Consider the following 13615-nt stretch of genomic DNA (forward strand, 5'->3'; position numbering starts at 1 on the left):
TAGGGAGCCACATCGTCGCGGATCCCCACATGCTATTTCGCGCCGGGCTTTCCGTCGTGGGAACCAAAAAACTGCGGCGGATGGTCAACCCAGCGATCCTCGCGCGTGGCCGCATACACCAGGTTCAGTGGGTAATAGATACGGTTGAATTTTTTATTCGCCTCACCGACCACCAGCAGTCGCACCTCTTCACTGGTGTTATTGATAAAGGTGTGGCACACGCCGGTTCCCGCCGGAAATCCGACGCTGTCGCCCGGTTCCAGTTTCCATAAATAACCGTTAATCCAGGCCTCCGGATAGCCTTCCAGCACGTAGATAAACTCTTCTTCATCACTTTCGGCATGAGGGTACGAGGTGCGACGGCCCGGCGGCAGGCGTTCATGGTGAATGCCGAGGCGACCCAGGCCCAGCTTGCGAGCAAGCGGCGCGCCGATAGAAAACAGCTCATCGCTGCCGGGATAGGTGGAGTCGTCAGCCCCCTCCACCTCACGCCAGTGGCGAATACAATCCGGTCTTTTCATCTTATATTTTCCAGTATTGCGATGCGTCAGGTATAGCACACCGCGGCGGATCTCGGCGTTTTATGCAGAACATGATAAAGTAAGGGATTAACCTTCCACGCAAATCGAGGCGCTAAAATGGAAAGAACCCCTACGCAGGAGTTGCTGGCTCACGCTGAGAAACTCTGTGCGCAACGTAACGTGCGGCTCACGCCGCAACGCCTCGAAGTGCTGCGCCTGATGAGCCTCCAGGAAGGGGCAATCAGCGCCTATGACCTGCTGGATCTGTTGCGGGAAACGGAACCACAGGCTAAGCCGCCGACCGTCTATCGTGCGCTCGATTTTCTGCTCGAACAAGGTTTTGTCCACAAGGTAGAATCCACCAACAGCTACGTGCTTTGCCATCTGTTCGATCAGCCCACCCACAGCTCCGCGATGTTCATTTGTGACCGCTGCGGCGTGGTGAAAGAGGAGTGTGCGGAAGGCGTGGAAGACATCATGCATACGCTGGCGGCCAAAATGGGCTTTGCCCTGCGTCATAACGTGATTGAGGCACATGGCCTGTGTCAGGTCTGTGTGGAAGTTGAAGCCTGCCGTCATCCTGGCGACTGCCAGCATGATCATACCATTCAGGTAAAAAAGAAGGTCGGGCGCTAAGCGGGAGAACGTACATCCTTGTACATTCAGGCGGGAGGGGATAATTACCAACGGTAGTCGTTGCGGGTTTCCCAATCCTTCACTTCTTTCTCCGCCTGATCTTTCGCATAACCGTAACGTTCCTGGACTTTACCCACCAGTTGGTCACGTTTACCTTCAATGACCGTCATATCATCATCGGTCAGTTTGCCCCATTGCTCTTTCACTTTACCTTTCAACTGCTTCCAGTTACCACCGACTTCGTCTTTATTCATCATCAAATCCTCATCGTTAGGTTGTGAATAGCGAGAGTGCTGCGTCCAGACACGCTATGTTTTTGCTGGACGTGAGAATAAGTGTAGTCAGTGATTCTGAGTTCTATTTATTATTCGGAATTTTTAACCATACGAGTCAGCAAAACCAGGTGCCATTTCGCCAGTGACGCCGCCAGATAAAAGCCAGCGAGAGTCCGCGCAGCGCCAGAAAAACAGCGAGTGCCAGCCACAAACCGTGGTTGCCTAGCAGCGGTAACGTGAACAAGGTTAACCCAAACCCCGCAGCGGCAACGGCCATGCTGTTACGCATTTCCGCAGCACGCGTTGCGCCAATAAACATGCCGTCCAACAGGTAACACCAGACGCCCACCAGGGGTAACACCACCTGCCAGATAAGGTAACGATCGGCCAGGTGCTGAATCTGCGGCAGTGAGGTCAACGAGGCAATAATGTGTTCACCGAACAGGGCATAAACCAGCGAAAAGAGGATTGCCACAATGCCCGACTGTCGACACGCCGCGCGCCAGACATCCAACAGTTGGCTGCCATCCCGCGCACCATAAGCCTGACCAGAGTGCGCTTCCACGGCATAGGCAAATCCGTCCAGCGCATAGGCAGTGAAGGTCAACAGGGTCATCAGAACGGCGTTGACCGCAATAATATCGCCCCCGAGACGCGCCCCCAGCACCGTAATCGCGCCAAAACAGAGCTGCAGCAACAGCGAACGCAGCATGATGTCACGGTTAAGCGCCATCAAACGGCGGAAGTTTCCGCGCCATGCCTGTTTCAGCATCATGAGCGAAACGCCACGCAGGTGGAGAACCCTGTGCACCATCAGCAGGCCAATCAGCAGCGTGGCATATTCGGCAATCACCGTCGCCAGTGCGGCACCCTGCACGTTCATATGCAGGCCCATCACCAGCCATATATCGAGCACAATGTTGAGGATATTGCCGACAATCAACAGGATCACCGGCGCTCGCGCGTACTGAACGCCCAGCAGCCAGCCGAGCAGTACCAGATTCGCCAGCGAGGCAGGCGCACTGAGCCAGCGGATTTCAAGGAAGCGCCGGGCCTGTTCCAGTACCGCTTCGCTCCCCCCCACGATGTGTAGCGCCAGATCGATAATCGGCGTACGAAATAGCGCAATTGCCGCCCCCGCCCCCAAAGCCAGGATCAGCGGCTGTACCAGGGCACGGGCCAGCGCCTGCGGATTTTTTGCGCCAAACGCCTGAGCCGTCAGCCCGGTGGTACTCATGCGTAAAAAGAGCAGCAGCATAAAGAGAAAACTGGTTGCCGTCGCACCCACGGCGACGCCCCCCAGATAGACCGGGCTATCCAGATGACCAATCACAGCTGTGTCCACCAGTCCCAGCAGGGGAACGGTGATATTGGAGAAAATCATTGGCAGGGCAAGGTGCCAGAGCGCTTTATCAGAGGAGGTAAAAAAAGGCATACAAGAGAGCCTGAGAAGACGTTAGATAGACTGGAAAAAGTCGTATAGGCCCGGTAAACAGAGTGCCACCGGGCACGTTGCCGGATGACGACGTAAACGTCTTATCCGGCCTACAGGAAATCAACAGACCGTTACAGCCATTCACCGTTACGGATAACGCCGACGGCCAGTCCTTCAATGGTGAAGTTCTGCTCACGCAGGTCGACAACGATCGGTTTGAACTCGCTGTTTTCTGGCAGAAGCTCGACCTTATTCCCCTGTTTTTTCAGGCGTTTAACCGTCACTTCATCATCAATGCGGGCAACAACCACCTGGCCGTTACGCACGTCCTGTGTCTTATGCACTGCCAGCAGATCACCATCCATAATACCAATATCTTTCATTGACATACCGCTGACGCGCAGCAGGAAATCAGCATTAGGTTTGAACAGGGATGGATCAACCTGATAGTGGCCTTCGATGTGCTGTTGCGCCAGCAGCGGCTCACCTGCAGCAACGCGGCCTACAAGCGGTAATCCTACCTCTTCTTCATGCAACAGACGAATACCACGCGATGCGCCAGAGACGATTTCGAGCACCCCTTTACGCGCCAGCGCTTTAAGGTGTTCTTCAGCCGCGTTTGGGGAACGGAATCCCAAACGCTGCGCGATCTCCGCACGCGTCGGTGGCATACCTGTCTGGCTGATGTGATCCCGAATGAGATCAAACACCTCTTGCTGCCTGGCCGTTAACGCTTTCATTCCGCCCCCTGGGTGTATATACAGTTATGCTGTGAGTATATACAGCTAAAGGCGATTTTGGAACCGCAAACTGCACAAAAAACAGGAGATTTATGAAGTTGTGGAATCCTTATCGAAAATGGGACCACAATAGGATGCCCCAGGTGATCAGGGCGACAAAAATAGACAGCAGAACCGCTGCCGACCCCATATCTTTCGCCCGACCGGAAAGTTCGTGATACTCCGATCCAATACGGTCGACCACTGCTTCAATAGCGCTGTTTAAAATTTCAACGATCATCACCAGCATTACTGAACCAATCAACAACACACGGGTAATGGCGTCGACGTCCAGCCAGCAGGCGATGGCGACGCCCAGCAGCACAGCAACGCTTTCCTGACGAAATGCCGCTTCATTTATCCATGCGGCGCGAAAACCTTTCCACGAGTAGCCAGCAGCTTTGATAATTCGGGTGAATCCAGTGGTATTATTGGCCATCAAAAGAACCTTTTTACATTATTAGCGTCAATGTCATTGTAACGTTACCCCGTTTGTTTCAGGGTGTGGCAAAGCAGCGCAAAGTATCACGGGATACACCAGAAATTCACTAAACTTTCTGATATCCTTGCAGCGCATTTGCATTATTAACCAGAGGCTTTACATCGTTTATGTCCGGCTGGCCACGAATTTACTACAAATTACTGAATTTACCATTAAGCGTCCTGGTAAAAAGCAAGTCTATTCCGGCAGAACCTGCCCCGGAGTTGGGACTCGATACCTCTCGTCCCATTATGTACGTCCTACCGTACAACTCAAAAGCAGACTTGCTGACGCTGCGTGCCCAATGTCTGGTGCACGACCTCCCCGATCCCCTGGAACCGCTTGAGATAGACGGGACTTTACTGCCGCGCTACGTGTTTATTCACGGCGGCCCGCGTGTGTTCACCTATTACACACCAAAAGAAGAGTCCATCAAGCTGTTCCATAACTATCTCGATCTGCATCGCAGCAATCCTGACCTGGATGTGCAGATGGTGCCGGTTTCGGTGATGTTTGGCCGCGCACCTGGCCGCGAAAAAGGTGAAGTCAACCCGCCGCTGCGCATGCTGAACGGCGTACAGAAATTCTTCGCCGTTTCCTGGCTCGGTCGCGACAGTTTTGTCCGTTTCTCGCCGTCGGTCTCTCTGCGCCGCATGGCAGACGAACACGGTACGGATAAAATCATCGCCCAGAAACTGGCGCGCGTGGCGCGTATGCACTTTGCCCGTCAGCGTTTAGCTGCTGTTGGCCCGCGCCTCCCTGCCCGCCAGGATCTGTTTAATAAGCTGCTGGCCTCAAAAGCAATCGCCCGTGCGGTAGAAGATGAAGCCCGCAGTAAAAAAATCTCCCACGAAAAAGCGCAGCAAAATGCCATTGCGCTGATGGAAGAGATCGCCGCCAACTTCTCCTACGAGATGATCCGCCTGACGGACCGTATTCTGGGATTCACCTGGAACCGACTGTATCAGGGGATTAACGTTCACAATGCAGAGCGTGTACGCCAACTGGCGCACGACGGGCATGAAATTGTCTATGTCCCCTGCCACCGCAGCCATATGGATTACATGCTGCTGTCGTACGTTCTGTATCACCAGGGGCTGGTTCCTCCGCACATTGCGGCCGGGATCAACCTGAACTTCTGGCCGGCTGGCCCGATTTTCCGCCGCCTGGGTGCGTTCTTTATTCGTCGTACCTTCAAGGGCAATAAGCTCTATTCCACCGTCTTCCGTGAATACCTCGGCGAGTTGTTCAGCCGCGGTTATTCGGTTGAGTACTTTGTCGAAGGCGGGCGCTCACGTACCGGCCGTTTGCTGGACCCGAAAACCGGCACGCTGTCGATGACCATCCAGGCGATGCTGCGCGGCGGTACGCGTCCTATCACCCTGGTGCCGATTTACATTGGCTACGAGCACGTGATGGAAGTCGGCACCTACGCGAAAGAACTGCGTGGCGCGACAAAAGAGAAAGAGAGCCTGCCGCAGATGCTGCGTGGCTTAAGCAAACTGCGTAATCTGGGTCAGGGCTACGTCAACTTTGGCGAACCGATGCCATTGATGACCTACCTCAACCAGCACGTGCCGGAGTGGCGTGAGTCTATCGATCCTATCGAGTCGATTCGCCCTGCCTGGCTGACGCCGACGGTCAATAACATTGCCGCCGATCTGATGGTGCGCATTAACAACGCCGGTGCGGCCAACGCCATGAACCTGTGCTGTACCGCGCTACTGGCATCCCGCCAGCGTTCCCTGACCCGCGAGCAGTTAACTGAGCAGCTTGATTGCTACCTCAGCCTGCTGCGTAACGTACCGTATGCATCAGATGCAACGGTTCCTGCGCAGAGTGCCGGTGAGCTTATCGATCACGCCCTGCAGATGAACAAGTTTGAGGTCGAGAAAGATACCATCGGTGACATCATCATTCTGCCGCGCGAGCAGGCGGTATTGATGACTTACTATCGCAACAATATTGCGCATATGCTGGTGCTGCCGTCACTGATGGCAGCGATTGTCACCCAGCATCGCCGGATTTCACGTGCCGCATTGCAACAGCATATTGACGCGCTGTATCCGATGCTGAAAGCCGAGCTGTTCCTGCGCTGGGAGCGCGATGAGCTTGCTGGGGTGATTGACGAACTGGCTGGAGAAATGCAGCGTCAGGGTCTGATTACGTTGCAAAACGACGAGCTGCAAATCAACCCGGCGCGCGCCCGTACGTTACAACTGCTGGCCGCAGGTGCGCGCGAGACTCTGCAGCGCTACGCCATCACCTTCTGGCTGCTGAGTGCGAACCCGTCAATCAACCGCGGTACGCTGGAGAAAGAGAGCCGCACTGTCGCTCAGCGTCTTTCCGTATTGCACGGCATCAATGCGCCGGAATTCTTCGATAAAGCGGTGTTCAGTTCCCTGGTACTGACCCTGCGTGACGAGGGATTCATTAGCGACACCGGTGATGCTGAGCCGGAAGAGACGATGAAGATTTACCAGATGCTGGCCGAACTGGTGACGTCGGATGTCCGTCTGACCATCGAGAGCGCCACACAGGGCGAGTAAGCATAAAAAAACCGGTCGACATGACCGGTTTTTATTTTATCGCAGACCAAACTCAAAGATGCCAGTAACTCATCGCCAGCCCTAAGAACAGCACCAGGCCCACGTAGTTGTTATTCATAAACGCTTTAAAGCAGGCATCCCGCTCGCGGTTAACGATCAGCTTCTGCTGATACACAAACAGCGCCCCAGCCACCAGCAAAGACCAGTAATAGCCCAGCGCCAGTCCGTTCAGCCAGCCCACCAGCGCCATCAGCACCAGTACGCCAACCTGCAGAAGACCAATAATCAACTTATCATTCTGACCAAACAGGATAGCGGTCGATTTAATGCCAATCTTCAGGTCATCATCCCGGTCGACCATCGCATATTGGGTGTCATAGGCCACTGCCCAGAGAATATTGGCCAGAAACATCAACCAGCAGCTGAGCGGCACCGACTCGCTCACGGCGGCAAACGCCATTGGGATAGACCAGCCAAACGCCGCGCCCAGCACCACCTGCGGCAGGTGCGTATAGCGCTTCATGAAGGGGTAAACCCACGCCAGCGCCAACGCGGCAATCGACAACAAAATGGTCATCGTGTTGAGCGTCAGGACCAGCAGGAAAGCGAGCAGCACCAGCACAACAAACAACGTGCGGGCTTCTTTCTCCGTCACCGCGCCGCTTGGCAGCGGTCGGTTCGCGGTGCGTTTCACATGACCGTCAAATTTGCGGTCAGCATAATCATTCACCACGCATCCGGCGGCGCGCATTAACCAGACGCCAGCCACAAACACCGCCAGGATCCACAATTGCGGAACCCCTGGGGTCGCCACCCACAACGCCCACAGCGTTGGCCAGAGCAGCAGTAAGGCGCCGATTGGCTTATCCGTACGCATCAAGCGGTGAAACGCCAGCAGCTTATTCTGCGTCAGACTCCACTCCATCTTTATCTTCCTCTCAGTACAACGGCGATGCAGGTAAAAAAAGCTCGGTAAGCATCAGTGGCTTACCGCTCAGCCGCAGGCGGGAACGACGCCCCCACAGCGCTGCATCGCGGCCAATCTCAATAAAATCTCGGGTCAATGTCGATGACGTAAACAGGTAGCGCCCGAGCGGGGTTTTCCCCAGATTTTGCAAGGCCAGTTCAGGGCCACACAATGTCGATTCCGGCACCACGGTGCGCCCGGCAAGCCAGGGTTCACCATCCGCGCAGAGCAGGATTTCACGTAACCAATAGCGGGATTCTGTCGGCAGTAGCGTCAGTTCTTCGGCCACCTCATTTTGCCCAACAAATCCTTCTCGTATCAACGTTACGCTGACCTGCTTTCCCTGCTGCTCAAAACGTTGGGTCATGGAGTCTTCCAGTAACAACCAGTCAAGCAGTTGGGGGTCCAGCGTCGGGATCGCATCAAAATAACGCAGCGCACGCAGTTGCGTTAACGCAGGGTGTGGCATGCCTTACTCTCCGATTTATCACGTTCAGGCATTGTATCGCAGAAAAGGCATTACGGGGTGAGCAAACATGATTAAGTGATCGGCGGAGCAACACAAGCGTAACAAGTAGCATGGAAGGATAAAAAAAGGTGCGCCAGGAGACGCACCAGTTGTTGCAAAATCAGCAATGTGGGGAGACGGTTACCCCTTGCCTTTTACACTGCTGATAAAGGTGGAACGGGCAGATTTGGATCCCAGACGTTCAGCCTCATCAAGCAGCTTCAGTGCTTTATCGACATCGCCTTTCGCCACAGCATCCTTAATCGCCTGGTTAAAATAGCTTTCCGTGTCGTTCAGCATCGGCTCGCTTTTCTGTGGGGCTGGTGCGGCGACCGGGGCAGCTGCCACCGCAGCCGGAGCCGCATAGGCCGCTGCCGGGGCGGCAGTGTTACCCACCGTCACCGGTCCCGGACCGGATGAGCCAAACAACGGCCCGACCAGCACACTGGAGGAGGAGCTGGTTTTGACTTTTAGTTTCAGCAGGCCATCAGTGGTATGACGGGCGATCGGATCCGGAATATCCGGCACGGCGTTACCCACGCCCTTGGCATAGGCTTTTGCCGGGTCAAGCAGGGTCGTGGTCTGCTGGAGATCTTTCTCGGTGGTGAAGACCAGAACATAGAGCTTCTGCTGGCCCAACGCTGGCGTCAGGCGCATGACCCCTTCCAGGCGATCCGCGCTCATCACGCCGGGCTCCTGATAGGTGAAATAGCTGCTGGGGAAGAAGGCAGATGGTGTCATGTTCTGATCAAGAATCAGGACGTTTGGCGCAAATACGCTGGTTTGTTTGTTCACTTCACTGGAGAGCGTCAGGGTCAGCTCGCCAATATTGGCAGGTACACTATAGGCGGCAACCGGACCGGAAATCCCCGCCACGTCCAGACGCTGACCGGCGGTCGCAAGCTGTGTGGACTGCACCTTGGATTGATCAACGGGCGTCCAGGCTAATTGTTGTAGTGCAGCAGTGGGAATCGCGGGTGCGCCGGTGGTGTTCTGCGGCACAAAATTCACATCGGCCAGGCTGATGCCGGGCGCACTGGCAAATAACCCTGCAGATAAACAAAGGGCAACGAGACTTTTCTTCATTTTCATTGTTATCACCTCAGATAGCATGGGTTCAGCGGTGGCCAGGCAATAGCGCGCTAAACCTTAAGTAAGAGGGGCTTACGCCCCTCTTTCGGTCTTTACGTCAGATTAATGCTGGATTACCACCAGATTTCCATCTGGGCACCGAAGGACCACTCATCGCTGTCGCCACGGCTGGTGGTGCTGAGACCAGAGTTGGTTGCTGCCGCGAATTTGGTAACATCGTTACCATTTTTCACGTAGCCCCACTCTTCATCCCATTTGGCATAGGTTGCGAAGACGCGGATTGCCGGACGAGACCAGATGCTGTCGCCAGCCTGCCATTGTTGGGCCAGGGTGACTTTGTACTGGCTGTTGCGATCGCTGGTCTGCTGCGATTTCACGTTGTCATAGCCCACTTCCAGCAGGGTGCTCATGATCGGCGTCCATTTGTACATCGGACGGATACCCACGGTGTACCATTCGGTACCCAGGTCGTTATCCATGTCGAGGTTCTGGTACATACCGACGTACATCAGGTCCCATTTGTCGCCCAGCGAGATAGCACCGTGGTCCAGCACGCGGAACAGGCTACCGTTGTTATTCACCACGTTATTGGCGAAGTTGGTCTTAACGCCGGTCACTGGATCTTCAATTGTGGTAGTAGAAGAACCGTAAGAGCCCTGGTTCAGGCCTTTACCCTGCGTGGTCATAGAGTCTGTCGCGTACTGAACAACAAACTTGTTATAGCCTTTCAGCATGCTCTGGGTATGTTCAGCGGTGAACATCCAGCCATCTTTTGATGCGCCATCTGCCAGTCTGTAGTCATCGGTGGTGTTAGCACGACCGTAGTCCACACCCAGTTCCAGCATACCGTCCGGGTTAATCGCCATTTGCGCTAAACGCACATCGAACACGTCGTTGGCGGTGTCTTTGGTACGATCATAAATATTCTGGCTGCTGAACGCGTAAGAGCCGCCCGCTTCCTGAGAACGGGTCGCTGCCAGCGCCAGTTTACCGAAGCCCAGATCGATGTTTTCAATACCGGCACCAGGACCTGAAATATCCCAGTAGTAGAAGTCGATCATGTGCACATCATGACGCTGATAGAAGCGCTTACCGGCCCAGATAGTGGAGCCTGGCAGCCATTCGATCAGGTTTTTACCCTGCACGTTTGCTTCACGGAATGCCGGGTCAGTTCCTTCCCAGTCATTCTGCTGTGCGACGGAGTAGGCGACGTTAGTGTCGAAGTAGAAGCTCTTATCGCCCTCTTTCCACACTTCCTGACCCAGTTTAATTTCCGCATAGGTTTCACATTCGTTACCGAGACGGTATTTACTTTGTGCACCGGTTGCCTGGAAACACTGTTGTTCGCCGCCACTACCCGTCCAGCCGATACCGGAACGAGCATAACCATGGAAATCCACGGCCATTGCCTGAACAGACATAATGCCTGCTGCTACAGCAACCGCCAGAGGGAGTTTGCGCAGAGTAATCATCATTCTATCTCCTGAGATCATTGCTTTTCTTTGAACGCTTCACCTTGACGGATTTGCGCTTTTTTTTAATGGGACACCTTAAACGCCCGGCTCTTGATGCAACCGACGACATGCAGTGCCATCTTCACGGAACAGATGGCAACGCTCTGGCGGCAGGCCGATAGCGAATGTGGCACCCTCTTCTACCAACACCACGTCATTCTGGCGGTACACCAGGTTTTGACGGATGGCGGGGATCTGGATATGAATTTGCGTTTCGTGGCCCAACTGCTCGACCACCTGAACTTCACCTTCGAGGGTGACGTCAGCGATATCGCTGGGCAGCAGATGTTCCGGGCGAATACCTAAGGACATGTTGGCGCCAACCTGCACGGCGCGGCTTTCTACCGGGAGCCAGATTTGCTGGCGGTTAGGTAATTCAACCTGCACCTGATCGATAGCGATCGCGGTGACTTTCACCGGCAGGAAGTTCATCTTCGGTGAACCAATAAAGCCCGCCACAAAGCGGTCAGCCGGGTAGTGATACAGCTCCAGCGGCTTGCCGACCTGCGCGACGCGCCCCGCATCCAGCACCACGATTTTGTCGGCCAGCGTCATCGCTTCGACCTGATCGTGGGTGACGTAAATCATCGTGCGGCCCAGACGTTTATGCAGGCGGGAGATTTCGATACGCATCTGCACACGCAGTGCCGCATCCAGGTTAGAAAGCGGTTCATCAAGCAGGAACACGCGCGGTTCGGCCACCAGCGTACGGCCAATCGCCACGCGTTGACGCTGACCGCCAGAGAGCGCTTTTGGCTTACGCTCGAGCAGGTGTGCCAGCTGCAGGACTTCAGCGACCTGATTCACACGCTGGTTCATGACGTCTTTTTTGGCACCGGCCAGTTTGAGACCGAAAGACATGTTCTCGGCGACGGATAAATGGGGATACAGCGCGTAGGACTGGAAGACCATACCCACGCCGCGTTCGGCGGGCGGGATGTCGTTCATTCGGGTGTCCCCGATAAACAGGTCGCCGCTGGTGATGGTTTCCAGCCCGGCGATCATACGCAGCAAGGTCGACTTACCGCAGCCTGACGGTCCGACAAATACCACGAACTCTCCTTCGTGAATGTCGAGATTGATATCTTTCGATACCACCACGTCACCCCAGGCTTTCGTTACATTTCGCAGCTGTACGCTCGCCATGCCCTTCTCCCTTCGTTACAACCTGTCATCGACAGCAACATTCATCATGGGCTGACTATGCGTTATCCATTAGGCGCGTGAATCCTCCACCCCCCAGCTTTTTTATGGGGGAGGAGGCGGGAGGATGAGAGAGTCGCGTCTGAGACCCGGGCCGTACGCCGCCAGGGAATTTCGTGATGTTGTCCGCAAAAATCAGTGGGTTTTTATGTGCGCCAGCACGCATTACTCACATTTCTGTAACACAGATCACATAAAGAAGGGGTGGGGCGTAGGGGTAAGGAGGATGGAAAGAGGTTGTCGTATAAAGAAACTAGATACCGTTAAGCCACCTCTGTGTATCCAAGCGCACATCACCAAAAAGGATGGGGAATATGAAAATCAAAACTGGCGCACGCATCCTCGCATTGTCTGCATTGACGACGATGATGTTTTCCGCCTCGGCTCTCGCCAAGATTGAAGAGGGCAAACTGGTTATCTGGATCAACGGCGACAAAGGCTATAACGGCCTCGCTGAAGTGGGTAAAAAATTCGAGAAAGACACTGGCATCAAAGTCACCATTGAACATCCGGATAAGCTGGAAGAAAAATTCCCGCAGGTTGCTGCAACTGGTGACGGCCCGGACATCATCTTCTGGGCGCATGACCGTTTTGGCGGCTACGCGCAATCTGGCCTGCTGGCTGAAGTTACGCCAGACAAAGCTTTCCAGGACAAACTGTTCCCGTTCACCTGGGATGCCGTACGTTACAACGGTAAGCTGATCGCCTACCCGATCGCCGTTGAAGCACTGTCGCTGATTTACAACAAAGACCTCGTGCCAAACCCACCGAAAACCTGGGAAGAAATTCCTGCGCTGGATAAAGAGCTGAAGGCGAAAGGCAAATCTGCCCTGATGTTCAACCTGCAAGAACCGTACTTCACCTGGCCGCTGATTGCTGCCGACGGCGGATACGCGTTCAAGTTTGAAAACGGCAAATACGACGTCAAAGACGTGGGCGTGGATAACGCTGGCGCGAAAGCGGGTCTGACCTTCCTGGTCGATCTGATTAAGAACAAACACATGAACGCGGATACCGACTACTCCATCGCTGAAGCGGCCTTTAACAAAGGCGATACCGCGATGACCATCAACGGTCCGTGGGCCTGGTCGAACATCGATAAGAGCAAGGTGAATTACGGCGTAACGCTGCTGCCAACCTTCAAAGGCAAAGCGTCTAAACCGTTTGTCGGCGTACTGAGCGCCGGTATTAACGCCGCCAGCCCGAACAAAGAACTGGCGAAAGAGTTCCTCGAAAACTACCTGCTGACCGATCAGGGTCTGGATGAAGTGAACAAGGACAAACCGCTGGGTGCCGTCGCGCTGAAATCCTTCCAGGAAGAGTTAGCGAAAGATCCACGTATCGCGGCCACCATGGGTAACGCCGAGAAAGGCGAAATCATGCCGAACATCCCGCAGATGTCTGCATTCTGGTATGCCGTTCGTACCGCAGTGATCAACGCCGCCAGCGGTCGTCAAACCGTCGATGCTGCGCTGAAAGATGCACAAGGTCGTATCACCAAGTAATACGGTTTCCCTTATTTCTTAGGGAATCAGGTTTATTGAATACGTTGTTACGCGAAATCATTCGCGCTACATCGAGGCGGCAAGGAGGCAAATCCCCAGGAGCTTACATAAGTAAGTGACTGGGGTGCGCTTCCGCAGCCAACAAAGAGG

General features: G+C 54.6%; 13 protein-coding genes. 3 read left to right on the plus strand and 10 right to left on the minus strand.

Annotation, left to right across the window (positions count from 1 at the left end):
• Positions 1-32: 32 nt before the first annotated feature.
• Positions 33-521, minus strand: a complete 489-nt coding sequence (locus QNN86_RS20175; RefSeq protein WP_414212280.1) for a cupin domain-containing protein — start codon at positions 519-521, stop codon at positions 33-35.
• Positions 522-638: 117 nt separating this feature from the next.
• Between QNN86_RS20175 and zur the strand changes: the two genes are divergently transcribed.
• Positions 639-1157 carry a zinc uptake transcriptional repressor Zur gene (zur, locus tag QNN86_RS20180; RefSeq protein WP_096758717.1) on the plus strand — a complete coding sequence of 173 codons (519 nt, stop codon included), beginning with the start codon at positions 639-641 and terminating at the stop codon, positions 1155-1157.
• A 44-nt stretch (positions 1158-1201) separates the two neighbouring features.
• On the opposite strand, the gene QNN86_RS20185 is transcribed toward zur, so the two are convergent.
• From QNN86_RS20185 to QNN86_RS20200, 4 genes are all read right to left on the minus strand, one after another.
• Positions 1202-1411, minus strand: a complete 210-nt coding sequence (locus QNN86_RS20185; protein ID WP_096758718.1) for a CsbD family protein — start codon at positions 1409-1411, stop codon at positions 1202-1204.
• Positions 1412-1547: 136 nt separating this feature from the next.
• Positions 1548-2867 carry an MATE family efflux transporter DinF gene (dinF, locus tag QNN86_RS20190; protein ID WP_414212281.1) on the minus strand — a complete coding sequence of 440 codons (1320 nt, stop codon included), beginning with the start codon at positions 2865-2867 and terminating at the stop codon, positions 1548-1550.
• Between the two features lie 131 nt (positions 2868-2998).
• Positions 2999-3607 (minus strand): transcriptional repressor LexA, encoded by a 609-nt coding sequence (lexA, locus tag QNN86_RS20195; protein ID WP_096758720.1) that lies wholly within the window; start codon positions 3605-3607, stop codon positions 2999-3001.
• 109 nt (positions 3608-3716) lie between these two features.
• The gene (locus QNN86_RS20200; protein ID WP_045438520.1) at positions 3717-4085 is read right to left on the minus strand and encodes a diacylglycerol kinase; all 369 of its coding nucleotides are present in this window, start codon (positions 4083-4085) and stop codon (positions 3717-3719) included.
• 170 nt (positions 4086-4255) lie between these two features.
• On the opposite strand from QNN86_RS20200, the gene plsB reads away from it, so the two are divergent.
• Positions 4256-6676 (plus strand): glycerol-3-phosphate 1-O-acyltransferase PlsB, encoded by a 2421-nt coding sequence (gene plsB / locus QNN86_RS20205; protein ID WP_181618068.1) that lies wholly within the window; start codon positions 4256-4258, stop codon positions 6674-6676.
• A gap of 52 nt (positions 6677-6728) precedes the next feature.
• Here the strand turns inward: plsB and ubiA are convergent, their stop codons facing one another.
• The 5 genes from ubiA to malK form a co-directional block, all read right to left on the minus strand.
• Positions 6729-7601: a 4-hydroxybenzoate octaprenyltransferase gene (gene ubiA, locus QNN86_RS20210; RefSeq protein WP_096758722.1), complete on the minus strand. Its 873-nt coding sequence runs from the start codon at positions 7599-7601 to the stop codon at positions 6729-6731.
• A gap of 13 nt (positions 7602-7614) precedes the next feature.
• Positions 7615-8112: a chorismate lyase gene (gene ubiC, locus QNN86_RS20215; protein WP_414212282.1), complete on the minus strand. Its 498-nt coding sequence runs from the start codon at positions 8110-8112 to the stop codon at positions 7615-7617.
• Between the two features lie 180 nt (positions 8113-8292).
• Entirely contained in the window at positions 8293-9243 is a 951-nt protein-coding gene (gene malM / locus QNN86_RS20220) for a maltose operon protein MalM (protein WP_115259707.1), read from the minus strand.
• A 113-nt stretch (positions 9244-9356) separates the two neighbouring features.
• Complete coding sequence (locus tag QNN86_RS20225) at positions 9357-10718, minus strand: maltoporin (protein ID WP_096758725.1); 1362 nt, start codon at positions 10716-10718, stop codon at positions 9357-9359.
• 75 nt (positions 10719-10793) lie between these two features.
• Complete coding sequence (malK, locus tag QNN86_RS20230; protein WP_414212283.1) at positions 10794-11903, minus strand: maltose/maltodextrin ABC transporter ATP-binding protein MalK; 1110 nt, start codon at positions 11901-11903, stop codon at positions 10794-10796.
• 371 nt (positions 11904-12274) lie between these two features.
• On the opposite strand from malK, the gene malE reads away from it, so the two are divergent.
• Positions 12275-13465: a maltose/maltodextrin ABC transporter substrate-binding protein MalE gene (gene malE / locus QNN86_RS20235; RefSeq protein WP_096758727.1), complete on the plus strand. Its 1191-nt coding sequence runs from the start codon at positions 12275-12277 to the stop codon at positions 13463-13465.
• Positions 13466-13615 lie beyond the last annotated feature (150 nt).

This window comes from Citrobacter sp. C348 (genome assembly GCF_047467975.1).
Taxonomy (GTDB): Bacteria; Pseudomonadota; Gammaproteobacteria; order Enterobacterales; family Enterobacteriaceae; genus Citrobacter; species Citrobacter gillenii.

What these genes read in the sequence shown, in the direction of transcription:
- QNN86_RS20175 (WP_414212280.1), bottom strand. Translation starts at nt 521, where the DNA reads ATGAAAAGACCGGATTGTATTCGCCACTGGCGTGAGGTGGAGGGGGCT.
- zur (WP_096758717.1), top strand. Translation starts at nt 639, where the DNA reads ATGGAAAGAACCCCTACGCAGGAGTTGCTGGCTCACGCTGAGAAACTC.
- QNN86_RS20185 (WP_096758718.1), bottom strand. Translation starts at nt 1,411, where the DNA reads ATGAATAAAGACGAAGTCGGTGGTAACTGGAAGCAGTTGAAAGGTAAA.
- dinF (WP_414212281.1), bottom strand. Translation starts at nt 2,867, where the DNA reads ATGCCTTTTTTTACCTCCTCTGATAAAGCGCTCTGGCACCTTGCCCTG.
- lexA (WP_096758720.1), bottom strand. Translation starts at nt 3,607, where the DNA reads ATGAAAGCGTTAACGGCCAGGCAGCAAGAGGTGTTTGATCTCATTCGG.
- QNN86_RS20200 (WP_045438520.1), bottom strand. Translation starts at nt 4,085, where the DNA reads ATGGCCAATAATACCACTGGATTCACCCGAATTATCAAAGCTGCTGGC.
- plsB (WP_181618068.1), top strand. Translation starts at nt 4,256, where the DNA reads ATGTCCGGCTGGCCACGAATTTACTACAAATTACTGAATTTACCATTA.
- ubiA (WP_096758722.1), bottom strand. Translation starts at nt 7,601, where the DNA reads ATGGAGTGGAGTCTGACGCAGAATAAGCTGCTGGCGTTTCACCGCTTG.
- ubiC (WP_414212282.1), bottom strand. Translation starts at nt 8,112, where the DNA reads ATGCCACACCCTGCGTTAACGCAACTGCGTGCGCTGCGTTATTTTGAT.
- malM (WP_115259707.1), bottom strand. Translation starts at nt 9,243, where the DNA reads ATGAAAATGAAGAAAAGTCTCGTTGCCCTTTGTTTATCTGCAGGGTTA.
- QNN86_RS20225 (WP_096758725.1), bottom strand. Translation starts at nt 10,718, where the DNA reads ATGATGATTACTCTGCGCAAACTCCCTCTGGCGGTTGCTGTAGCAGCA.
- malK (WP_414212283.1), bottom strand. Translation starts at nt 11,903, where the DNA reads ATGGCGAGCGTACAGCTGCGAAATGTAACGAAAGCCTGGGGTGACGTG.
- malE (WP_096758727.1), top strand. Translation starts at nt 12,275, where the DNA reads ATGAAAATCAAAACTGGCGCACGCATCCTCGCATTGTCTGCATTGACG.